Here is a 21968-nt window from a genome sequence, read left to right as displayed (position 1 = left end):
CGCTTCCTCCGGGTGGTCATGCCCGCCCGGAGTATGTGACCGGCGGCGGAGTCGTGGTGCACCACTACAACCGGCAGGGGCGGGCCCGGGACTACGACTTCGGGATGTTGCCGGTCGCGGAGCCGATGCAGCGTTCGCTGGCAGCGTTGTTCGCGGCACGATGTGTTCCGCACAGGTGGGCGGTACACAAGACATCGAAGGACCACTGGTTGTGTCTGGTGGCGTTCGCGCGGTTCGTGTCCGGGCAGCAGCATCCTCCCCGGGACCTGACCGGTCTGACCGCCGCACTCGTCCGGCAATGGCGTGACCATGCGCTGCGGACCAGCGGGCACAGCTCGGCGTCGATGGTGATCAGTTTGCTGCGCGACGACCCGCGACTACGGTCGGGATCGGTCGCCGACGAATTGTGCCGGCGGATGAAGCAGCCCGACAGCACGGTGCAGTCCTACTGCGCTGCCGAGTTCGACCAGATCATCCGCCAGGCACGCAGGATGTTCCGGGCTGCGCTGCGCCGAATCGACCGCCACGCAGGGCATCTGCAGCGGTGGCGTGACGGTTCCCTGGCCGTGGGCAGCGTGGAATGGACCGTCGGCGAGGCGCTCGACGCTCTCGCGCGCACCGGCTCGCTGCCTCGTTACACCGGTAAGGACGGCCAGACGTCGCTGGTGTGGAGACATCGCAGGGCGCTGGTCAGCATGTTCGGCACTCAGCAGCAGTGTTACCTGCTGTTGTTCCTGTCGCGGATGGAGGCCGCGGCGCTGGGGGTGCTGTTGATGGCCGAGTACGGCTGGAACCTGTCGGTGATCTCGGAGGCCGCGGTGCCCCGGGCGCTTCCGGACCAGGGCACCGACGGGCATCCGACCTACCGGATCCCGCTGGAGAAGCGCCGCCGTGGCGCCGGCGCGCATTTCGAGACCCGCAACGTCACCGACGACGGAGCGGGCTCGCGCGGGCGGTTGATCACCGATGCGCTGCGCGCCACTCGTTTCGCCCGGGCGGTCGTGGAAAGCCTGGAACCCGGCACGGATCGGTTGATCATCTGGCGTGGTTCTCAATGCGGGCGGCGCCGCTGTGACCCGGATTGCCGTCTTCCGGTCGGGCCGTTCGACTTCGGTGTCCACCAGGCCATGGCCACCGAGTGGGGCCAACAAGCGGGAGCGGGCGGGTCACCGTTTCGGCGTGGCCGCCGCACTATTGTCGCGCTCGACCGGCGCGAACCCACCCAGCACAGCCAGGACACCCATGATCGCCGCTACCTGCTGGTCGATCGCCGGGTTCGGGCCGAATCGGTGGAGATCATCGCCGCCGGCGCCGAGGACGCGGCTCGCCGGGCGCGCGCCGGTGTGCTGGTCGCGGATCTGCGGGCCGCACCGACACCCGGGGACCTGCCCACCGCGACCGCCGACTGCAGCGGCGTGGAGCACAGTCCTCGGCCGACCGCTGACGGAGGGTGCGGCGCCTCGTTCCTGCTGTGCCTGGCCTGCCCCAACGCCCGCATCCACCCGGGCCACCACCCGCGCCTGGCCCACCTGCATCAGGCCCTGACCAATCTCCGGTCGGTCCTGCCGCCCACAGTGTGGGGCAGCCGGTGGGCGGACTCCCACGCACGACTGGAAGACTTGAAACACACACTCGGAGAGGGCCTTTGGACACAAGCGTTGACCCTGGTCGGCGATGACGACCGCACGCTCATCCATCAGCTGCTGACCGGAGACCTCGATACGTGAACACCCCCGCACCCGAACTCGACTCCTATGTGCTGCCGCTGCCCACCCCCGACAGCCTCGTCGTCACCGATCGTTACGTGTCGACCATCAACGGCCACCTCAACTCCCGCTACCGGGACCCGGTCTGGTCGCTGGGTGCGCTGACCGGCAACCCCAGCTCCGGCAGGCCCGCCATTCGATGGCACCACTGCCGCCACGAGGGCTTACGGGAACAGTTGCGCCTGGTGGCCTGGACGATGATCAACGGCCGGCTGCGTCCCAGCTTCGTCGCCGAACGCAGCCACCGGATACGAGCGCGAATCAGCGTCCAAACTGTGAAAAGCACAGTGCAGCAATGGATTCAACTGGCCGAATGGCTCAACAGTCACGGCATCACCAGCCTCGCCGAGTGCCGCGGCAACGTGTTCGACGCCTACGCCCAGCGACTGCTGGCACCGGCGGCCGACCTGCGGAGTCACCGCGTGCAGCATGTTCTCACCGCACTTACTCGGTTGTGGGCCTTCGACCAGCTCTGCGCCCGGCCCACCGGAATCGCGCGCCCGCCCTGGGATATTCACGGCACGGACGACTACTTGACTGCCGCACGTCACGCCGGAGGTGAGAACAGCACCGAGCCGGTGGCCGAGCAGACCCTGGGCCCGCTGCTGGTCTGGGCGATGCGGATGGTCGACGACTTCGCCGACGACATCCTGGCCGCCCGGACCGAACACCAGCGTCTGCTTACCGCCGCGACCACCAACCGCTGCACTCCTGCCGGTGAGGCCGAGCTGCGCGCCTTCCTGGATCCGGTGCTGGCTGCCGAGCGGCCCGTGCCTGCCATCGCTATGCGTGGTGGGCGTGGGCTCGCCGCCACCTACCTCGCCGGTCGCACCGGCGCCTCGCTGAAACAGGTCAAGAACTACGCCAGCCGACACCGAGCCCGAGCCGCCGCGGCGCAGCGTCCCGGGCCGTGTCCTCTGGACACTCCGATCACCGGCCGCATCGCCGGGGCACCGTGGCGCGACGCCATCGATATCGACGAGGTGAACACGTTGGTCCGGCACCTCGGGACGGCCGCATTCATCGTCTGCGCCTACCTGACCGGCATGCGACCCGGTGAAGTCCTCGGGCTGCGGGCGGGATGCTGTCCCGATCCGGTTCCCGGCGCCGACGGGACGTCCGGGCGGCACGTGGTGCGCGGCAACGAATTCAAGTCGGCCTTCGACGAGGACGGCAACCACCTGTCCACCGGCATCGAACGTGACGTCGGGTGGGTGGCGATCGCGCCGGTCGTCAACGCCGTTCGCGTGCTAGAGCGCATGGTCCCCGCCGGGCACCTGCTGTTCGACCACGCCACGCACGACCGGATGAAACGGCCGGGCACCGGCTCCCTCAAACCGGTGACACTGCACAAGCGGATCCGTGACTTCATCGCCTGGGCCAACACTCAGGCAGACCGCCACCACCGGACGTCCGAGACGATCCCGCCCGACCCGCACGGACCGATCGGCGTCAGCAGATTCCGCCGCAGCCTGGCCTGGCACATCGCCCGCCGCCCCAACGGAACGGCCGCGCTCGCCATCCAATACGGGCACCTGCGCACCACCGTCTCGGCCGGCTACGCCGCCCGCGGACGCGGCGGCATCCACGAACTCCTCGACATCGAAACCGCCCGCGCGGTCGCCGACACCGTCACCACGCTCCACGACGACCTCCAGGCCGGCGGTGGAGTGTCGGGCCCGGCCGCCCGCCGGGCGATCACCGCCGCTACCACCGCGCCCCGCTTCACCGGCACCACAATCACCGCCACCACCGCCCGGCGACTGCTGGCCAACAAAGACGCGAGGCTCTACGACAACCCCCACGCCCTGCTGCTGTGTCACTACACCCGCGAACGCGCCCTGTGCCACCGCGACGAGGTCGCCGACACACCCACCCTCGACCATTGCGTTCCTGGATGCGGCAACATCGCCCGCACCGACGACCACGCGCATCAACTACGGCGTCGCGCAAATATTCTCGACCAGCAAGCCGCACACATTCCGGGACCGCTCGCCGACCGGCTCCATGCCAACGCCGAAAAACTGCGCGGCCACGCCGAGAATCACGACCGCACCCGCATCACCCGCGATTCGATCACCGAAGGACACTCTCGATGAGTCCCGCTCCCGACGAACGCGACCGGATCCGGGCCGCGATGCACCGCATCCTCGACGGCACTCCCCACCGCTGCAACGGCGCACTCACCATCGTCGCGTTGGCTCTGGAGGCCGATGTCCCGAGAAACGCGCTGACACAACGACATCCGGACCTGCGCAACGAGTTCTACTCCCGAGTCGCAGCCTGCGGCACCCTACCGGAGGCCGAAACTCGACTCCGAGCACGAATCACGGAACTCGAACAGACGATCACCAACAAGAACGCCGAACTCGCGCGACTCCGGGCCGACGTGCCCGCGCTCGTCACCGCACTGAATCAACTCACCCTGGAAAATCGGCAACTCCGCGACGCGCTCACCGGCCGCCGCAACATCGTGCCCATGTCCCGGCAGCGCCTCGGCGAGACGGACTAGCCACGCAACCGGACGTCGTGCCCGTTACCTGCACGCGGTGCTCGGCACGTGCCGGCGAAACGAATCGAGATTCGCAAGTCCGCAGCGAACCTGTGTGTCCAGACGGTCAACGCGACTGCCGTAGAGACGACGGCCCATATGCGTGGCCGACACCGGGTCTCCGGTCAGCTCGGACGTGGTGTGTACATGATGACCGCGACGCCGATCAGGCAGATCACCGCGCCGGTGATGTCCCAGCGGTCGGGCCGGAATCCGTCCAAAAGTCATGCCCCACAGCAGCGATCCGGCGACGCCCCGCCGTAGGCGGCGGGGATGCGCCCGAAGTTCGCGTCGGGTTGCCCGGTGGCGACGAAGCCGTAGACACCCAGGGTGAGGACACCGGCACCGATCCAAGCCCAGCCGCGGTGGTTTGGTTCTCGCACGCCCTGCCACACCAGCTGCGCGTTCTCGATCGACCTTGTCGCCGATGGACTGGTTGATCAGTTACTCGCCGGATGGGCGCCGTGGTCGGCCGCTCGTCGTCTGAGCGACGTGTCGTTTCTGATCGGGCGTGGTGTCGAGTGGGCCCTGGGTGGATGCCGGGCTGGGCGGTCGATCTCGTCGGCAGGTGATCTGCGCCCGCGGACACGCTGTTCAACGGTCACTGCGGCTGCGGCTCTGCGCTCCCGCGGTGGCGGGTCTGCGCCGTTCGGAGTCGTTGTCGATCCGGGTGGCGGTGAGGATGCCGAGGGTGGCCCAGCTCAGTGCGGCGGCGATGGCGAGGGGCCGACGGGGTCCGGGCAGCGCGGGGCGGGCCGAGATGGCGATGAGGGCGTCCCAGAGGTCGAACGCGGCGTCCAGTGTGAGAAGCCTTTTGCGGTTTGTGTGCTGTGCGGGCTCTACCGCGAGCAAGCTGACGGCCATGGCGACTTCGCGTCCTCCGATGATGCGGAGCAGGTAACGGACGGTGGGGTGGTCGGTGTCGGTGACCCATGGTCGTGCGATGGTTCGCGGCGCGATCATCAGGGCTGCGCCGAGGCTGAGGCGTCCGGCGATGAGCAGGGTGCTGCGTGGGTTGGGTTTTGCTGGGGGTGTCATCGTGTGCGGGTCTCCGTCACGGTGAGGAATCGCTCGAGGTGGTGGTGAAACTGTGTGGGTTTTTCCAGGTTGACGAGGTGCCCGGCGGCTTCGATGCGGATGTTGTCGTGAATCGGGGCGCCGGATGCGCAGAAGCGGGCGATGTCGGTGTCGGGGACGAGGGGGTCTTGGGCGCCGTTGATCAGCTGCACGGGGCAGCGGATTCGGGTGTGGGCCGGGTGCGGGTCGTAGTGCCGCGCGAGGAGGGGCACTTGGTAGTAGCCGGGTGCGCCGACGCCGTCGAGCAGTTTGAGGGCAAGGTCGGCTGGCAGGCGGGTCGGGGGGCGGCCCATGTAGGTGGCGAACGCGGCGTCGCGAAGACGTGGGCGGGCGGCGACCTGCTGCCGGATCAGGGTGGGTATGGGCAGTCCGGCGGTCGCCAGGTCGGTGAGCGCCACCCTCGCCAGCTGGGGATGACGGCGCGCGATGCGGATGGGGTGGCGGGCGAACTCGATGGCCGAGAGAGGCGGGCCGTTGACCAGTGTCACGCCGGTGACGAGGTCGGGCTGGGCGGCGGCGAGTTCGCAGGCGATCAGCGTCCCCAGGGAGTGGCCGATCAGGTGAACGCGATCCAGACCGAGGTGCGTGCAGAGCCGGGCGAGCGTTGCCGCTGTCGTGGCGAACGCCGCCGACCGCCACGGCACGGGTGCTGACCGGCCGAACCCGGGGAGGTCGACAGCGATCACGCGACGCCGCGACGCGAGACGGGACATGGTCGGCAGCCAGTACTGCCAGTTGCCGCCGTGGCCGTGGATCAGCAGGCAGGCATCGCTGCTGTCGCCGATATCGGCGATGTTGAGCACTGTGGCGTCGAGGGTGACCGTGGCCTCGTGAGCGCTCCAGTCGATTCGGCGCTACTGGTCGTGACCGGCGTCGATCGTTCCGGACACGCCGTCACCGTCGTCAGCCGATACCCTACCCATCATGAGTACAAACGTACTGTGAGTACAAATGTACTGCAACTAGGTTGGTGGGAGGATGTGACCGATGCCGAACCGTCGGCGATCTGCCGAGGAGATTCGCGGTGCGATCGTGCGCTCCGCCGTTCGTGTCGCCGGGCAACGTGGTGTCGACGGATTGACACACCGGGCGGTCGCGGAGGCGGCCGAGGTGTCGCTGTCGTCCACGACGTACCACTTCGCGTCGCGCGACGACATCGTCGCCGCGGCATTGCGATGGCTCGCGGAACAGGAGCGGGCCAAGGCTCACGCCGCTGTCGAGGCATTACCGGCCAGGGTGAGGCAATCCGGTCTCACACACGATGACCTGCTGAACCTCATCACCGAAGAACTTGTGCCGGAGGATCGGACGGCATTGCGGGCGCAGTACGAACTCCAGCTCTACGCTGCCGATCATCCGCACCTTCAGGCAGAGGTTCAGACGTGGATCGACGCCATCGAAGCCATGTTCGGCGAGGTCCTCGAACGTCTCGAGGTTCCCCGGCCGGCCGAGACGGCGCGCCTGCTGGTCGCGGTGATCGACGGGCTTCGCCTCACGGCGCTGACCACCCCGGCCACCGAAGCCGGCGCTGTCCGGAATCGGGCTGCGCTCAGCTGGCTGCTCGAGAATCTCCTGCCTCGACCCCCACACGACAGCGCCTGATCACCGGGCATTGCCGATGCCCGCCCTGGCGTGGCACGCGCGGATTCACCGGCGGGTCTCGTGGATGGCACCGATACCGGAATGTCGCTACTGCTCGGCTGCGGCGTTCTCGATCGGTGCACGGCCGGTGTTGCCGGCTTCACGGCCGCTCGGTGCTGGGTGGGTGTCCTGTCCAGCGGTGGTAGGCGCGGCGGAATTCTCGTCCGTCGCTGTAGCCCACTTCGCGGGCGATCGCGGCGATCGGCTGGTTCGACTCACGCAGCAGGATCTTCGCGCGCTGGTGGCGTACCCGGTCGCGGATGGCGCTGAACTGGTGACCGGCTGCCGCCAACTGCCGGTGCAGCGTTCGTTCGGTGATGTGCAGCTGCCTGGCCACTTCGGCCATGGTCAGCGGCTGCCTGAGGTTGCGGCGCAAAACTCCCTCGACCGCGGCCACGATGCCCGGTCGGCGGTCGGACGGGTCGACCATGCGGCGTGTCGCGTCCAGCGCGACGGCCAGGTGCGCTGCGCTGCTCGTGGCGATCGGCCGGGTCAGCAGCGCTGTCGGGCCGTGCAGGCGGTTCCCGGTGGCCTCGAACTCGATCGGGCAGCGAAAAAGGCGGGTGTATGCGGGCAGGTACGGCGGCGGTGGGTAGGCCAGCTCGAGGCCGGTCGGAGTGAACTCGTTGCCGATGATGGCGCGCGCGAGCACCAGGATGCTGCCGAACGCTTCCTCGGCGATGAAGGGCAGCAGCGTCCGGTCGGGGTGACGCTCGGTCAGTTCGATCGCGAATTGGTCACTGTCCGCGTGGAACTCGAAATCGGCGAGGCTGCCGGATGCCTGGTGGAACTGCACACCGACCGCTATCGCGTCCCCGATCGTGTCGCAGGCGCGGACGGCGAAGCCGAGAATGCCGAACGAGCGCAGCAGGTCCGTGGTCCCGAGTTGCAGCCCGACCGGCCCGGCCGGCAGCGCCGCGAGCGCTCGGTGCACGATCGCGGCGGCCTGACGGTAGGACAGTCGTGCCTCGGGGACAGTGAGATCGGCGCGAGACAGGCCACTGCCTGCGAACCAGGGATCGACGTGCAGGCCGCGCCGGTCGGCCAGATCGAGCAGGCCCAGCACGACGTTCGGCGGGATGATCGGCGTATGCAGGCCGTTGTCGTCGATCAACCGACCCCCTGCATCATGTCGTCCCGAGCGGTGCCGAGACTCATGATGCCTCAGGTCGTGACAGCACCCGTGCCGACGATGGCGCGAGCGGCGCGCTCGCCGGATTCGATCGCGCCGTCGAGGTAACCGTTGTTCCGGACGGCGTAGTCGGTACCGGCCCAATGCACGTGCTGGTGGGGTGGAGGCGGAAAATGCTCCGGCAGACCGGCGCCGCTCGGGACGAACGCGACCGGGCCGCCCTCGATCAGCGGAACATCTGCCCACTCGATCTCGAAGAAGTCGGTCGCGGCCGCGGCTTCGGGCCCGAGGAGTTCGGCCATCGCGTCCACCGCGGCAGCGCGCCGGTCCGCGGCGTCGAGGGCCGCCATCCGGCGGGCGCTGGCACCGGTGCTGAACCCGACGAGGATGCCGCGACCGGAGTCGGCGCAGCCGTCGACGACCATCTGCAGCGGACCGTCGGTGGCGAAGCCGATGCCGGAGTAGCCCTGCTCGCGCCACCACGGCCGCTCGTAGACCGCGACGTACTTCGAGTACGAGCCGAGCCGGGTCTGTCTGGAGAGTCGGTCCAGCGCCTGCGTCAGTGCCGGGGTGAAACCGATTCGGGTGAGCAGTGGTGGTGCCATTGCCATGACACATCTGCGCGCCCGCCACGCCGACTCGCCCGCGTGCACCGTGACGCCGTCGTCGTCCTGCACCACACCGGTCACTCGGGTGCCGGTCGCGACCGGGCACCGTAACCGGGCGGCGATCCGCTCGCACAGTTGCTGGGCGCCACCGACGAAGAAGTCCTGTTGCGCGCCTCCCTTGAACTCCGACAGGAACCGCACTCCGCCGCCCGAGCGCAGGTAGGCGAGCAGATACGCGGCCGACACGTCCTCGAGGTCCGCGCCGAGCAGCAGCCCGGTGAACATGTTCACAAGCGCACGCGCGTCGCGGGTGTGGAACACCTGCCGAGCGAGTTCGGCTGCCGTCTGGCTGTCCACGGGCCCGGCGGCCGCGGCGCGGAACCCGGCGCGGCGGTGCGCGCGCCACAGCCGGAAGGCGCCGACACTCAGATCGGACAAGGTCACAGGGTTGAGGGCGGGCACCGATCCGCGGAACACATGCCGGCGACCGTTGACCCGTAGGACGTTCTTTCCGGTGACCGGCTGCGGCCGCGTCGGCACCTCGAGCTCGGCGGCCAGGGCGATGATCCGCGCCTGGCGGGGGCCGATCCAATGCGCGCCGAGATCGACGTGGTCGTCGCCGATGTGAGCTGTCAGCGTCTTGCCGCCCACGCGGTCGGCGGCTTCGACGACGAGCACGTCGAGACCGGTGCGCTCGAGCTCACGCGCAGCAACGAGGCCGGCGAGTCCGGCGCCGACGACTATGACATCCGCGTCGTACATGTCAGCAGCCCTCGTGGTTGTGGATGCGGGGCCACACGGTCGCTTCCTCGAGCGCGAAGGCGACTTCGAGTAGCGTCCGCTCGTCGCCGAAGGCCGATGCCACCTGCACACCGACCGGAACGCCCTCGTCGGCCATGGCCATCGGCAGTGAGATCGCCGGCGTGCCGGTGACGTTCTGCAGCGGTGTGAAGGCGACGAAATTCCGCAGCCGCTGGATCAACTCGTCGAACGGCACGCACGGGCTGAGGACGCCGAGCCGCGGCGTGACGTGGGAAACCACCGGCGACACGATCAGTTCGTGACGGTCGAACAGCCGCGCGTACTGCGCACCGGTACGGCGCAGGCGACGAAACGCACCGGGCGTCCGGGCGATGTTGCGGGCATAGTAGCGGCGCAGGCCCCGGGTCAGCCCATCGATCTGCCCACTGTCGAACGACCGATCGAACGCGACACGGCCGAAACCGGTGGCCAGGCTCGCCAGCAACCCCCAGTAGAGAGTGAAGTCCTCGGCGAACCGCGAGTCGACAGGCAGCGAGATCGGTTCGGCGACATGGCCCTGCGCCTCGAGCAGGGCGACGGTCTTGTCGACGGCGGCGAGCGTCTGCGTGTCCACCTCACCGCCGAGGATGTGCTCGGTCAACACCCCGACGCGCAGCCGGCGCCGGGCGGGCCCCTCCACCAGCCCGATGGGAGGCAACCTCCGGTTACGCCAGCAGGCTTCCGTGGCAGCGACATAGGCAGCGGTATCGCGCACCGAACGGCTGAGTACTCCTTCGCTGACGATGTTGATCGGCATCGCGCGCGCCGCCTCACCATCGACGTGACGTCCGCGGCTCGGCTTGAGTCCGATGAGCCCGGCCGCGGCCGCAGGGATGCGGATCGACCCACCCCCGTCGTTGCCGTGCGCGAGAGGCAGCGCGCCCGCCGCCACCAGGGCGGCGGCCCCGCCCGAGGAGGCACCGCTCGAGTAATCGAGGTTCCACGGGTTCCGCACCGGCTCGGCGAGCCGGAACTCCGACGTCGCGTTGAAACCGAACTCCGGCATCCGCGTCTTGCCGAGCACTGTGACACCCGTACTCAGCAACTGCCGGGCATACCGCCCGTCCGTGCGCGCGGGCCTGGCACGGAAGGCGTCCGTGCCGTGATTGGTGGGCATACCGGCCACTTCGGTGTTGTCCTTGACCAGCGTCGGTACCCCATACAACGGCGCGCACGGATCGGTGCCGCGGCGCGGCGACTCGTACGCGGCGAACGCGACCGCGTTCAGGGTGGGCTCCACCGTGCGGACGCGAGCGACAGCCGCACACTCGGCCTCCTCCACCGAGATCTCACCCCGGCGGATCAGGGCAGCCACCTCGACGGCGTCGTGGTCAGCCAGCGCGTCGTCACCGAAGGCATGCACCCGGCGCACATCGTGGGTCGTCGTCATATCCGAACAGTAGAAACAACCCGGCACCCACCGTCGACCCAACCGGGCCAGCGTGTCCGGTTCGCCCCCCATCGTGGCGCCCGAGGCCCTGGTCGTGTCGCCCGCTCAACCACATCCCGAGCAGTCGACGACGACGCGCAGACCCAGCTGTGCCGAGTGCTCCAGCCCCAGCAGCATGGGCTCTGGTCATCCACGCGGCAGCGCGCCCGGCGCCGAGCAATGCAGTCATTGACTCTGAACGTCACGGGCCGAACCCGGGACCCCTGTCGGCTGCATCGCCGGGGCCGCTGACGTTCACCGAGTACTGGAGTCTGCAGCTCTTCAACACGCAGACTTGACAGGGAATGCGCGGACCCTGTCGATCTGCGTCGCACCCGCGGTGACGGGCCGGTCGCTGCGGGAGACGACGACCAGATCATCCCCAGTTCTCCACAGCCTCTCCGACGACACGCCGCCGCCGATCCCGTGGCTGTACCAGTAACCGTCATCACCTCGCTGGAACGGACGCACCCGATCCGGCACGTCCGCCAGGCCCTGCACCACGATCGAACCCGCACCCAACGCGGCCAGATCAGCGAGGCCGGACACGCGTGGCGCGGAATCGGCGGCGAGGATCACCGGCCGGGTTCCGGTTCCGGCGGTGTTTCGGGGAGTTCGGCGGCCTGGGCGATCGACGCGGCGAGCGCCTGTTCGTCGACAAGGTCGCGGCCGATCTCGACGCTGGTCACCAACCGCACGAACCCGCCGTGAACGCCAGCCGCCAGCTCACCCAGCGCCGCGGCGGCGTCGCGGTCGATAGCGTCGACCGCAGAATCTCGGGCCGCGGTGTCGATCCGCGCCAGCAGTGTGTCCAGGTGCCGGCGGGCGTGCCGGTAGTCCCGCGCCGCCGACTGCACCTGCTCGGCGGCCCGGCGGGCGGCGGTGTCGGACCGGGTCGGTAATCGAACCACCCTACTTTTCTCGGCCATCACCGGGGCTCACCTCCACCAAGGCCGCAGGCAACCGCAGCAGCAGCAACCGGGACCATAGCGCCCGGCCACGGCACCTCACCACTGTCGGCAACCGTCACGCTACCCCGCCCGGGGTGCCCGAGCGCCTCATCAACCGGCTTTCCGCGCCAGCCGTCACAGCAGCGGACCCGACAGCCAGCGCATCGAGGCACCGGCGCTGACTACGTGGCGGTTTCCTTCACTGCGGATGCCGGTTAAGCTGCGGTTGAACGGGCGTTATCCCTTCCGATTCGAGGAGGTCATGATGGCGGCGAAGTTCGAAATATTCCCTGATGCGTCACAGAAGGTTCGCTGGCGGCTCAAGGCCGGCAACGGCGAGATCATCGCCCAGAGCCAAGCCTACGAATCCAAGGCCGCGGCCGAGAAAGGCATCCAGTCGGTCAAGACCAACGCCGCGACCGCCACTATCGCCGACCTCACCGCATAGACTCCGCAACACGCCCACGGTGGTAACGGGCCGCTCTGGTCACACCTCGGTGGCGAGGACCAGATCGGCCACCCGCCGCGAATGCGGGTAGGCGCCGGGTGCGGGATCGACCGACACGATGACCACATGCTCGTCGTCCTCGATCTCGACCACCCGGAACACCGACACACCCGCGGGCCGGATACGCACTTCGTCACCAACCACAAACATACCGCGCAGTATATGCCATCATCGAACCTACGTTCGATGATGGTGAGCGGGGTGCGGTCACGGCGCTCCCGCGTGACCAGCAGCTCGGCGGCGGGTTTTGGGCGGGGGCAGTACGCGGGCTTCCGGCTCGGCTTGCCGGACGACGGCCCGGATAGTTTCCGGCCGGGAGTCCGGGCCGATCCCCAACGCGGTGTAACCCCGCCGAACCGCATGGCAACAACGCCGCGATCCGGCTGCTGAAGGCGGCCTTGGTCGTGAATCTGTGCTTCACCCAGCTTTTCAACTTCACCGACAGCCAGTTCGTCGCTATCACGGAACTGCCGTTCCTGGTCCTCGTCCTCCTGGTGCTCTCCTCCGCCACCCGCGGTCAGCCGGTCGCCGCCGCCGAGCGCTACCAGCCGTACCGCAATGAATAGTGTTACCAGGGCACTGTTCCGGCGTCGCCGAAGAATCCACCGGTCGGGCCGTTATCGGGAAGGGTCGCGAGGCGAATCGCGATTGCCGCGCCCTGTTCGGGGGTGCGGTGGCCGCGGAAGCCGTTGAGGTCGGTAGCGGTGAAACCGGGGCAGCCGCGGCATATTTCACGCCGTGCTCGGCCACGACGCGGCAGGCGATAAGCCGTTCATGGATAGTCGGTGGGTTCCGGAACCTCGCATCGGGCCGCTGGCACTAGCGCCACGGAACGAGATCCGAGTGCACCGGGGCGGGAGCAATGCGCAGCGACACCTCACCCGGTAAGGGGGCACACCGGGGTCATGGGCTGCTTACCCGAGGCCGGACCGCCCTACCAGTCGGCGAGCCCGGACCGGTGAATTACGTTGGCGCGCATTGCGTCACCGTCCGAGGAGATCGGTCCAAAGGGCTGTCAGCTGGCCGAATCCCTGCGGCGCGATCGGGCTGTCAGCGGCGGCTACCGGCCAGCTGACAGAGCGCAAGCCGTCGGTGTGGCCGGGAGTGATACCTTGCCGGAGGTGACGAGGGGACAACCCGTGCGGGTGCGGATGATGAGCTACAACCTCTACAACTACGGGGCGGCTTCACCGCGCCGGGAATCGGTCCACGAGGTCATCCGTGCCGCAGACCCGGATGTGCTTGCCGTGCAGGAGATCCACGCCCCGGGCGACAATCCGCGCCCGCGCGCCGCGCAGCTGGTGCGCGAGCTGGCGGCCGCGACCGGCCTGTGCTGCGAGACGACCGGCGGGCAGATCACCGTCGCGGTCGGCAACATGGGCTACCACGTCGCGGTCCTATGGCGGCCCGGCCTCACCCCCCTGAACTGGCAGCCGTGGTCGGCGACCCTGCACCATGCCATGGGCACCCTGGTTCTCGATATCGGCGGTACCCCGGTCGCGCACGCCACCGCCCATTTGACCCCGTTCGGCCGCGGCCAGCGCGTCGACGAAGCCGAGAAGGTCGTCGCCACGATGACCCGCCCGCCCGCCGTGGGCGGCCTGCTCGGCATGGACGCCAACTGCGTGCTCGCCGACCATGTCCTGCTGCGCGTCGAACACGGCGACCCGACCCCGTACCCCCAGGACGAGAAGACCCGCTACATCCGCTACGACAGCGACCCGTTCGCCCACGCGACCGAGTGGTCCCCGGAATTCGTGTACCAGTGCGACCGCGGCGAGTCGCCCAACACTTACCTACCCGGTGAAAAACGGCCGTGGCGGGCCGACCGCCGCACCGGCGACGTCCTGGCAGCAGGACTAGCCGATGCCGCCGTCCTCACCGGGACGCCCTGGCAGCAGACGGCAGGCCACTGGCCCTCAGACCCCTACCCGGACAGGCGTTTCGACACCCTGCGCGTCACCCCCGCTTTCGCGCCGGCCGTCACCGACTTCCAGGTCATCCGCACCGACCTCGCCCTTTCGGCCAGCGACCACCTGCCTATCATGACGACCTACACCCCCGACCGGATACCGGCTGCACCACGTCACTGACGCAGGGACAGCAGTGTCTGACGCCGACCTGCCGCTATCGAAGTCCGGCCAGCGCCCAATCCAGCTCGCGGATGGAGTCGCCGATGTCGGTCAGACACGTGATCATGTCCGGATCGGCGAGAACCGCGTCAGAATCACCGAGACGAACATCCCGCCAGCACAACCACCGTCAAGATCAACCGACATACGACGTCACAGATCACCGATGTAGCCAGGCTGCTCGGTCCGGGCACACAACAGGGCGGCGGAACGACGACAGGGAGCCCTTGCAAGTCGGTGGCTCCGGTGTCCCTGACGGCATCACCAGGATGGTCGTTCGGGACAAAGTTGCACGTTAAACCCACTGGACACATCATCAATCGAACTGACGTTCGATACACTCTCGTCTGTGAGCAAGTCCCGACGACTCGATCCCGCGGAGTTGGCGGCGCTCTCGAAACATGACCGCCTAGCCGCCTTGCGCGACTCCATCGCCACGGTCGGCGGCAAGGTCGGCGCGGCCACCGCCATGCCCGCCGAGCCGCCCACCGGACGGAAGCGGAACCCATGGGACGGCGCCGACCGGAGCGCGCCGCCCAGCGAGCAGCAGGCCGACGTGGGCGAGGCCGACGGTCCGCTTGTCGACGGGATCGTGGTGCCGGGCGGGATCGGGGCATTGCTACCCGGTGGCGGACTGGCCTACGGGAGCGTGGTGGGCTGCCGGGGCAGCACCGGGATACTGACCGGGCTGCTCGCCGCCGCCACCGGCAGCGGAGCGTGGGCCGCCATCGTCGGCGGCCGGCGGCAGCGCATCGGACTGCTCGCGGTCACCGAGATGGGCGGCCGCCTCGACCGCCTGGCCGTCATCGACGCCAGCGGCGGCGACCCCCTCGAAACCGTGTCCGTCCTCGCCGACGGCGTCCCGCTGATCGTCTGCGACACCCCGGCCGCCGTCCCACCGAAACGCGCCCAGACCCTGACCGCGAAAATTCGCAACCAGCAGGGAATCCTCGTGATCACCGACCGCGTGCGCGGCATCCGGCCCGACCTGACCCTCACCGCGCGCCCAACCGCAATCCACGGCCTCGGCCCCGGATACGGGCGCCTGCGCGAGCTGCACCTCACCCTGGAGGTCTCCGGCCGCAACACCCGCCCCCGCCGCGGTGAACTGCGCCTCACGGCCAACGGCAACGGCAGGACAGCATGGGCCCCAGCCGCGGAATCGGCTGCGGCCGCGCGATGGAGTAGGGCAGGATGAACGGGCCCCCGGAGCGGCCGGCAGTGCGGAGGCTCAAACACCCGAAAGCCGTCTTGGTGGACCCTTCCCGAGTGTTCGTACTTCCGCTCAAAGCGGCCAAGGGCCAGTCGATCGGACTTCGGGCCCGCGCCTTCGACACCCAGCTCGCTGGCGGCCAGTGGCATCCCGCATTGCTGTACTCCTGGATGTTGCTCTACACCACCGGAGCCATCTGGTTCGGGGAAGTCGCGATCACCCTACAAGCCCGCAACCAGCGCGAAGAGGCTACTCTGAAACAGTGGGTGCCCGGCGATGCTATCCGGTTGCCCACCGCTGAGGAAGCGCAACGCCTGCGATAGAGGGCGCGACCCGAACTGGTTCGCGAGCACACCGTCACCGTCTGCCGCTCGCGGGTCTCTCGACCGGTCAATCCCGGACAGGTGCCCCGCCGCACGGCACCGTGGGCGCATCGCCGGCGTCCAACCCGACATGACCGACTCGATTGACCGCGAAGCACTGCTCGCCGCCGGCCTCGATCCCGACGACCCGGAGGAGTGGGTCACGCAGCGTCGCGTCAGTGACTTCCTGCGTTGCTACAGCCTGTGGCTCGAGAACTGGTCGCGGTGAAGGCCTCGGGCGGGTCGCCGTCTTCCTCACCAGCAGGTGGTTCCCTTATCTCGAGGCTCAGAATAACCTAGGCGAACCTATTTGAACCCATACGATTCCATGACGATATTCTGGCTCGATACTCGCAGGACCCTATGGCTTTGATCATGATATAGAACGACAAGATCGCCACGCTGACCCAGGTAGTAAAATCCATGCGGAAACATGGACTGGTCGATAAAGTCCGGCTTCGAATCTGCCAGCCAATGCACGTCCACGGAAACGACTTTCGCATCAACCAACGCAGGGAAGAGTCGCGAGGGTATGAACCCTCCGGATTCTATGGATTTCGACATTGTCGCTCCGGCCATATTCGGCATGTTAAGTAGCAACAGAAGCATTACGATAGCCACCGGAACCTGCCACCAAGCAGCGACTCGACTGATACTTCGGTCGACCTTTTGAAACCATGCACGGGATCCTACGCCCGTTACCAGCACGAAGAAGCACGCCAGTTCGATTACCGTAAGCGCGAAGAGGTATCCAACATATCGGATTGGTAATCCCTGTCCCGACAACAGGAAGTAGACCACGATCAGAAGGGAACCGCACATGGCTAGACCGAGGATCTTCCTGGTCCCGTCGACCGAAATTTCGTCACTGTCGGCCAGTCGTCCGAAAAGATGCCAGATTCCCCAACCGATTACTACAGACAACCCCAGCACTCCGAAACCGGTGGACGCTCGCGACAATATTCCGCTGTAGTCCAAACCGACTTCGTCCGGGGTCAGCCCCAGTGTGCCGTACGCGCGACGGTAGGACATCCAGATGAGACCGAACACGAGCGTCGCCGCGAAGGTGAGCAATCCAAGATTCCCGGCTATCGTCGCCGACATGGCTGGCTGAGGCCGCGGTGCAGGGTCGGGGGCTGCCGTCAAATCACGCAATTCTGCAACGGTTCTTTCGGCCGCTAGCCTTGCGGCTCGTTCCTCGACAAGCTCGTCCCGAAGGACCCACCGGGCGAGCGATTTGTGTAGTGACATGAGTTCCTCTGCGGCTGCGGCAGGGCACACGCCCTGCACTGCTCCAGCGCCCACTGTGCACCTTCATACCCCACGCCGACGCCCAGGGCGCCCGAAACCTGGAGGCTGCGAAGGAATCTGGGACATCTACCCATCACCGGGTGTCGCGGCTCCTGCCGCCCCGCTCCAATGCCCGCGCACGGGCCTCCCGGCCGGCCCGGGTGCTCCCGTCGTGCGGTTCCGGTGCGCCCGGTAGCCGTTCCCCCGGATCGGGAGTACTCACCTGGAGAAGTTTCGCCACGTCGCGAGGCAGCATCGCCAGTACGCGCTCGTGCGCCTCCCGCTGGACCCTGATCCGCTCCTCCCGCGCCCTGGCCTCTCTCGCGGCCTGGATGGCGCGTTCGGCCGCGGCCTGCGTGCGGGCCTTCTCTCTGACTCTCTCGGCCCGCTCGCGCATCCGCTCCCGTGCACGCAGATTCTCGGAGTTGAACAACTCCATCGGGTTACGTTCTCGCTCAAGGCGTTTCCCGAGTTCTCGGGCGGCCCTGGCCTGCTCGCGAGTGACTTCGACGAAGCGGAATCGCTCACCGAAGTCGCGCTCCATCGCCTCCAACTGCTCGCGGATCTGCGCGTCAGCGGCCCCCTGGATCGCGACCCACGAACCGGACGCCGTCGGATCACGCTCGAGAAGGCTCCGATCCTTCGCGATCTGCAGCAGCTTCCTCGGGCCCGAAAGATTGTTTCCCCCATTGTATTCCGTGAACTCCCGGCCCTTCTTCGAGTCGAGGGCGGTATCGTGCCGTCGCTCCGACAGCGGCGTCTTGATGGTCTGCTCGTGCTTCCAGCCGGCCTCCCGGGTCTCCCCACGCAGCTGGGCCATGCCCTCATGGAAGTGACGCGAGCGTTCGTTGTGCTTGCGCCCCCGTTCGGTCTCCTCGCGCCGCCGTCTTCGCTCCTCGTCGGCCTCCCGCCGACGCCCCTCCTCGTTCACCGCGGCGCCCGGTCAGGCGTTCAGGTCGTGCTGCCCTCGAAGCTGCAGAGCCTCGTGCGCTAGGCCGTGGGCCTCGGCGTAACTCGCACTCGCGGAGTACATCGCGTCGGTCACCACCGCGAAGTCACCGTCCGCGGCCGCTTCGAACAGTAGGTGAACGGGGTGCACGCCGGGGCTGACCGCGGTCTCCGACGGCGGAAGGTAGTCGAATGCGACCGCCGGACCGAACTCGTAGAGCATCCCGCCGAGGCTCGGGTCGTTGATCCACCGGCCGCCGCACCGCTCGACGAAGTACTGGCCGATGTAGCACACGAATTGGTCCGCGAGATCGGCGTTGTCGGCGACGAGCAGGCTGTCCTCGTCGGGGAAGAAGCCACCGAAAACGTCGGCCAGCCAATGCAATTTCATGGCGTCGTCGTACCGGGCCACGGCCGGCATCGGCGGCAACGGGTCTCCCGCGGGTGTCGTCCAGCCGCCGGGACCGGTCGGTACCGCGGGCAGTGTCTCGCTGAACAACCTGTCGACCTGGTGGGCAATACGCTCGGGGCGGGACCACTCTCTCCACGCCGGATCATCCTGAGCGGCTGCGTCGATGCCGAGATCGTCGTCCATACAGGTGAGTGTAGATGCCGGCCGGTCGGCCGCGGACGGTCTGCGAAGACGACGAAACCCCTGATCGATTGCTGCGCACGCACCAGGCGCCAGCGGCATCCTGGCAAGAATGGATCGCGCAACGGGCCCGCCGATAGCGCCACGCCGAACTCAGACGACGGGAGTCACCGACTGACCAACCACCACGGGCGCCGCCAGGTACTCCCGACGCACCTCACCCAACCGCCAAGCATGGAGACCTCCGATGCCAGCACAGCACCCACGCACCACCGGCGATCCCCACACCACCCTCGACCCAGCATCGAGCCCGACAGGCGTCACGAACGACAAACACATCTCATGGTGGCGGCGGTGGCTACCCGGCTACAGCGCCGGCCACCACTCCCACGGCTCCGCGACCGTGCCCGGCGGCGACGGGCACGCACCGCAACGGCACCATACGGTGGCGGTGCTGATCGACGCGGAGAACGTCCCCGCCCACCGCATCGGCCCCGTCCTGACCGCCGCCTCGGAATTGGGAGAGGTGCGGTTCCGGCGGGCCTACGGCGACTGGAGCCGCCCAAGCCTGGGACCGTGGCGAAACCCGATGCTCGCCTACGCCATTCGCCCGATCCACACGCCGAGCTACGTCACCGGCAAGAATGCCGCCGACATCGCCCTGGCCATCGACGCACTAGATCTCCTGCACGTCAACATGATTCGCACCTTCGTACTCGTGTCCAGCGACTCCGACTTCACCGGCCTGGCGCTGCGGCTGCGCGAATCCGGCTGCCACGTCCACGGATTCGGGCAAACCACCGCCGCGAAACCGTTCACCGCAGCCTGCACCCGCTTCACCTACCTCGACAACCTCGACACCCCATCGGCCCGCGCTGCACCAGCATCACCCGCACCAGCCAAAAGCCAGCCCAGCCCACCACCCGTCCAGCAGCCGAAGGCGACGAAGAAGAACCCCCTCGGCCTGGACACCGAACTGTGCAACCGGATCCGGAAGATCGTCGCCGCGGCCGCCGACGCCGACGGCTGGGCCAACCAGTCCACGGTCGCCGCGAAAGCCACCACCCGCATCCCCGGATTCGACACCAAACATTACGGGCACGCGAAGTTCGGCAAGTTCGTCCTCGCCTGCGGCCTGTTCGACGTCTGCAAACGCAGCCCCGGCCCCGGCAAACCGAAAATCGCCTACCTGCGCAACAAACCCCACTGACCTGTCACACTCGATCCCCGCCCGCGGTGAAGCACTAGTTTGCAACACCTACCCCCCGTAACGGGGGTATTGTTGCCGCGCACGCGTCTTACGCATATTACGCAACTGACACAACTTGACAATGCCCCAGGTGATGACTGGACCGTATCCGGCAGGTCGCCTGGAGCACAGGGTCAACGGCCAGCTGAGTCAATGCCAGGAGGAGCGATTGACCTTCGGCCTCGACTCCCTACCGGCCCACAACTGCACATCGAACGACTTCGCTCGGCATCCCTCGCCGAGTGAGGAAGGGCCGGCCAACGGCAGCAACCGATGACCGGCCTCCTTGGGGCTAGCGCTGGAGGAACCACCACACCACGGGGAACACCAGCAGCGGGCCCGGGACACACACGGAGACCTTGGCGGTAAACAACACCGCCAAGGTCTTCGCCCGTTTCGTCCTACGATGCCGCTTGTTCTTCGGCAACGGCCACCACCTTCCAGGATCGGCTGTCGCGGAGACAGCTCCGATGAAATTTCTTCTCGCAGCCAGCCATTCGGCCAGCCGCTCCCGGAAGGGGGGAGCGCCAGCCAGGTTACGGGACCGAGACAGCAATTACCGGAGTACCGACCAAGATTGCCGACCTTGGAGCGTTCGAGTCTGAACCGCTGCGCGTCCGCCCGAGACAGGCGCGTTGCCCGATTAGATCTGTTGCTTCGTTGACTCGATAAGCGTCTGCGGAGTCGTAGGATGCGCCCCCTTTGATGCTGCCGGTGCCACTCAGCGCTTGTCGCGCCTCCAGTCGCGAACATCGTGACGCCGATCTGGTTCGTACGGCACGATCGTCGATGTGACGATTTCGGATGAGGGCTACGACATTACGTCGTGGGTCGCACGACTCAGCGTGGCAGCCGAGCAGGGGAAAACACTCGATCTCGCCAAAGGGCCTGCTGTCGACTTCGCCGCTCGGAATCCGGCCGGTGGCGGCGGATGGGGGACCGAGCGGCAGATACCGGCTGCCGCGTTACGCGCAGTCTTGGTCAACCGCAACCTTGTTGTCGATCCCCACGGGATCCGGATCAACGGTGCCCGGATCACGGGTCCGGTCGATCTGGAGAACCTAGAGTTTCAGTATCCCCTACACCTCACGGCATGCTACGTCGACCACCGCATCGTCCTGTCGGGTTCGACGTTGAGAGGACTCAACCTCAGTGGTTCCCGCGTCGAATCACTCGCGTTAGGGAGGGCCACCATCACCGGCGGGCTGTTCGCCGTCGACGGCTTCACCGCCGGAGAGGTGATCGGCCCCGGCGTGAATATCAACGGCCCACTTGTCCTAAACGGTGCCCACTTGACCAACCCTAACGGCATCTGCCTGTTCCTCGACCGGGCGACTATCACCGGCGACGTGTTCGCCAGAGACGGATTCACCGCTACCGGACAGATCCGCGGCGTCGGGGCGAACATCGGCGGCCAGCTCTCACTGAACGGTGCCACCCTCAACAATCCTGACGGCACCGCCCTGTTCCTCGACGGAGCGACGATCACCGGCGGCATGGTTGCCAGAGAGGGATTCACCGCTGCCGGCCAAATCAGTGCCCTAGGTGCGAATTTCGGCGTCGAGATCTCACTCGACGGTGCCACCCTCGCCAACCCCGGCGGCGACGCCCTCAGCCTCGACAACGCGATCACCACCGGGGGTGTCTTCCTTACTGAAGGATTCACCGCCACCGGACGTGTTCGAATGATCGGTGCGAACATCGGCGGCCAGCTCGCGC

General features: G+C 67.6%; 22 protein-coding genes and 2 pseudogenes. 12 read left to right on the top strand and 12 right to left on the bottom strand.

Annotation, left to right across the window (positions count from 1 at the left end):
* Positions 1-35 precede the first annotated feature (35 nt).
* From ON41_RS37165 to ON41_RS37155, 3 genes are read left to right on the top strand one after another with little or no spacing between them, the layout of a single operon-like run.
* On the top strand, positions 36-1727 hold the full coding sequence (locus tag ON41_RS37165) for a hypothetical protein (protein ID WP_083905912.1): 1692 nt from the start codon (positions 36-38) through the stop codon (positions 1725-1727).
* Positions 1724-3865, top strand: coding sequence for a site-specific integrase (locus ON41_RS43310; RefSeq protein WP_040754025.1), 2142 nt, complete (start codon positions 1724-1726; stop codon positions 3863-3865). The genes ON41_RS37165 and ON41_RS43310 overlap by 4 nt, the downstream gene beginning before the upstream one ends.
* A complete protein-coding gene (locus ON41_RS37155; RefSeq protein ID WP_040754021.1) occupies positions 3862-4278 on the top strand; it encodes a hypothetical protein in 417 nt (138 codons plus the stop codon). The genes ON41_RS43310 and ON41_RS37155 overlap by 4 nt, the downstream gene beginning before the upstream one ends.
* A gap of 185 nt (positions 4279-4463) precedes the next feature.
* Here the strand turns inward: ON41_RS37155 and ON41_RS37150 are convergent.
* The 3 genes and pseudogenes from ON41_RS37150 to ON41_RS37140 form a co-directional block, all read right to left on the bottom strand.
* Positions 4464-4730, bottom strand: a pseudogene (locus tag ON41_RS37150) (YnfA family protein); the annotation flags it as partial.
* A gap of 181 nt (positions 4731-4911) precedes the next feature.
* A complete protein-coding gene (locus ON41_RS37145) occupies positions 4912-5355 on the bottom strand; it encodes a hypothetical protein (protein ID WP_157185779.1) in 444 nt (147 codons plus the stop codon).
* Entirely contained in the window at positions 5352-6197 is an 846-nt protein-coding gene (locus ON41_RS37140) for an alpha/beta fold hydrolase (protein ID WP_040754014.1), read from the bottom strand. The genes ON41_RS37145 and ON41_RS37140 overlap by 4 nt, the downstream gene beginning before the upstream one ends.
* Before the next feature lie 184 nt (positions 6198-6381).
* Here ON41_RS37140 and ON41_RS37135 point away from each other — a divergent pair, with 184 nt between their 5' ends.
* On the top strand, positions 6382-6996 hold the full coding sequence (locus tag ON41_RS37135) for a TetR/AcrR family transcriptional regulator (RefSeq protein ID WP_083905910.1): 615 nt from the start codon (positions 6382-6384) through the stop codon (positions 6994-6996).
* 139 nt (positions 6997-7135) lie between these two features.
* Here the strand turns inward: ON41_RS37135 and ON41_RS37130 are convergent, their stop codons facing one another.
* From ON41_RS37130 to ON41_RS37110, 5 genes are all read right to left on the bottom strand, one after another.
* A complete protein-coding gene (locus ON41_RS37130) occupies positions 7136-8149 on the bottom strand; it encodes an AraC family transcriptional regulator (RefSeq protein WP_051163392.1) in 1014 nt (337 codons plus the stop codon).
* A gap of 50 nt (positions 8150-8199) precedes the next feature.
* Positions 8200-9537, bottom strand: a complete 1338-nt coding sequence (locus ON41_RS37125) for a flavin monoamine oxidase family protein (protein WP_040754013.1) — start codon at positions 9535-9537, stop codon at positions 8200-8202.
* A gap of 1 nt (position 9538) precedes the next feature.
* Entirely contained in the window at positions 9539-10966 is a 1428-nt protein-coding gene (locus ON41_RS37120) for an amidase (protein ID WP_040754009.1), read from the bottom strand.
* Between the two features lie 321 nt (positions 10967-11287).
* The gene (locus ON41_RS37115; protein WP_040754004.1) at positions 11288-11584 is read right to left on the bottom strand and encodes a hypothetical protein; all 297 of its coding nucleotides are present in this window, start codon (positions 11582-11584) and stop codon (positions 11288-11290) included.
* Positions 11581-11916, bottom strand: a complete 336-nt coding sequence (locus ON41_RS37110; RefSeq protein ID WP_040754002.1) for a hypothetical protein — start codon at positions 11914-11916, stop codon at positions 11581-11583. The genes ON41_RS37115 and ON41_RS37110 overlap by 4 nt, the downstream gene beginning before the upstream one ends.
* A 304-nt stretch (positions 11917-12220) precedes the next feature.
* On the opposite strand from ON41_RS37110, the gene ON41_RS37105 reads away from it, so the two are divergent.
* Positions 12221-12403 (top strand): YegP family protein, encoded by a 183-nt coding sequence (locus tag ON41_RS37105; RefSeq protein ID WP_040754364.1) that lies wholly within the window; start codon positions 12221-12223, stop codon positions 12401-12403.
* 39 nt (positions 12404-12442) lie between these two features.
* On the opposite strand, the gene ON41_RS42110 is transcribed toward ON41_RS37105, so the two are convergent.
* A complete protein-coding gene (locus tag ON41_RS42110; RefSeq protein WP_157185778.1) occupies positions 12443-12613 on the bottom strand; it encodes a hypothetical protein in 171 nt (56 codons plus the stop codon).
* Positions 12614-12867: 254 nt separating this feature from the next.
* Here ON41_RS42110 and ON41_RS42105 point away from each other — a divergent pair, with 254 nt between their 5' ends.
* The 5 genes from ON41_RS42105 (at position 12868) to ON41_RS42100 (ending at position 16399) form a co-directional block, all read left to right on the top strand.
* Complete coding sequence (locus tag ON41_RS42105) at positions 12868-13029, top strand: hypothetical protein (protein ID WP_157185777.1); 162 nt, start codon at positions 12868-12870, stop codon at positions 13027-13029.
* 555 nt (positions 13030-13584) lie between these two features.
* Complete coding sequence (locus ON41_RS37100) at positions 13585-14556, top strand: endonuclease/exonuclease/phosphatase family protein (RefSeq protein WP_157185776.1); 972 nt, start codon at positions 13585-13587, stop codon at positions 14554-14556.
* Positions 14557-14944: 388 nt separating this feature from the next.
* Positions 14945-15793: a DnaE2-dependent mutagenesis accessory factor ImuA' gene (gene imuA', locus ON41_RS37095; RefSeq protein ID WP_051163390.1), complete on the top strand. Its 849-nt coding sequence runs from the start codon at positions 14945-14947 to the stop codon at positions 15791-15793.
* Positions 15794-15864: 71 nt separating this feature from the next.
* On the top strand, positions 15865-16131 hold the full coding sequence (locus tag ON41_RS37090; RefSeq protein ID WP_040753999.1) for a hypothetical protein: 267 nt from the start codon (positions 15865-15867) through the stop codon (positions 16129-16131).
* A 130-nt stretch (positions 16132-16261) separates the two neighbouring features.
* A complete protein-coding gene (locus ON41_RS42100; protein WP_157185775.1) occupies positions 16262-16399 on the top strand; it encodes a hypothetical protein in 138 nt (45 codons plus the stop codon).
* Positions 16400-16476: 77 nt separating this feature from the next.
* On the opposite strand, the gene ON41_RS37085 is transcribed toward ON41_RS42100, so the two are convergent.
* From ON41_RS37085 to ON41_RS37075, 3 genes are all read right to left on the bottom strand, one after another.
* Positions 16477-17475 carry a hypothetical protein gene (locus tag ON41_RS37085; RefSeq protein ID WP_157185774.1) on the bottom strand — a complete coding sequence of 333 codons (999 nt, stop codon included), beginning with the start codon at positions 17473-17475 and terminating at the stop codon, positions 16477-16479.
* 79 nt (positions 17476-17554) lie between these two features.
* Positions 17555-18391, bottom strand: a complete 837-nt coding sequence (locus ON41_RS37080) for a hypothetical protein (protein ID WP_157185773.1) — start codon at positions 18389-18391, stop codon at positions 17555-17557.
* Between the two features lie 12 nt (positions 18392-18403).
* Positions 18404-19003 carry a hypothetical protein gene (locus tag ON41_RS37075; RefSeq protein ID WP_040753994.1) on the bottom strand — a complete coding sequence of 200 codons (600 nt, stop codon included), beginning with the start codon at positions 19001-19003 and terminating at the stop codon, positions 18404-18406.
* Between the two features lie 244 nt (positions 19004-19247).
* Here ON41_RS37075 and ON41_RS37070 point away from each other — a divergent pair, with 244 nt between their 5' ends.
* Both ON41_RS37070 and ON41_RS37065 read left to right on the top strand, forming a co-directional pair.
* Positions 19248-20210 (top strand): NYN domain-containing protein, encoded by a 963-nt coding sequence (locus tag ON41_RS37070; protein ID WP_083905908.1) that lies wholly within the window; start codon positions 19248-19250, stop codon positions 20208-20210.
* Between the two features lie 830 nt (positions 20211-21040).
* Positions 21041-21968, top strand: a pseudogene (locus ON41_RS37065) (hypothetical protein); the annotation flags it as partial.

The organism is Nocardia transvalensis NBRC 15921 (assembly GCF_000308875.1).
In the GTDB taxonomy this organism is placed as follows: Bacteria; Actinomycetota; Actinomycetes; order Mycobacteriales; family Mycobacteriaceae; genus Nocardia; species Nocardia transvalensis.
Note: the sequence above shows the minus strand (reverse complement) of the source record. Positions and strands in the feature narration are given on the sequence as shown.

Bases quoted from the DNA above. Each gene is read 5' to 3' on its own strand.
- ON41_RS37155 (WP_040754021.1), top strand. From the start codon at position 3,862: ATGAGTCCCGCTCCCGACGAACGCGACCGGATCCGGGCCGCGATGCAC.
- ON41_RS37145 (WP_157185779.1), bottom strand. From the start codon at position 5,355: ATGACACCCCCAGCAAAACCCAACCCACGCAGCACCCTGCTCATCGCC.
- ON41_RS37135 (WP_083905910.1), top strand. From the start codon at position 6,382: ATGCCGAACCGTCGGCGATCTGCCGAGGAGATTCGCGGTGCGATCGTG.
- ON41_RS37125 (WP_040754013.1), bottom strand. From the start codon at position 9,537: ATGTACGACGCGGATGTCATAGTCGTCGGCGCCGGACTCGCCGGCCTC.
- ON41_RS37120 (WP_040754009.1), bottom strand. From the start codon at position 10,966: ATGACGACGACCCACGATGTGCGCCGGGTGCATGCCTTCGGTGACGAC.
- ON41_RS37105 (WP_040754364.1), top strand. From the start codon at position 12,221: ATGGCGGCGAAGTTCGAAATATTCCCTGATGCGTCACAGAAGGTTCGC.
- ON41_RS42110 (WP_157185778.1), bottom strand. From the start codon at position 12,613: ATGTTTGTGGTTGGTGACGAAGTGCGTATCCGGCCCGCGGGTGTGTCG.
- ON41_RS42100 (WP_157185775.1), top strand. From the start codon at position 16,262: ATGACCGACTCGATTGACCGCGAAGCACTGCTCGCCGCCGGCCTCGAT.
- ON41_RS37075 (WP_040753994.1), bottom strand. From the start codon at position 19,003: ATGGACGACGATCTCGGCATCGACGCAGCCGCTCAGGATGATCCGGCG.
- ON41_RS37070 (WP_083905908.1), top strand. From the start codon at position 19,248: ATGCCAGCACAGCACCCACGCACCACCGGCGATCCCCACACCACCCTC.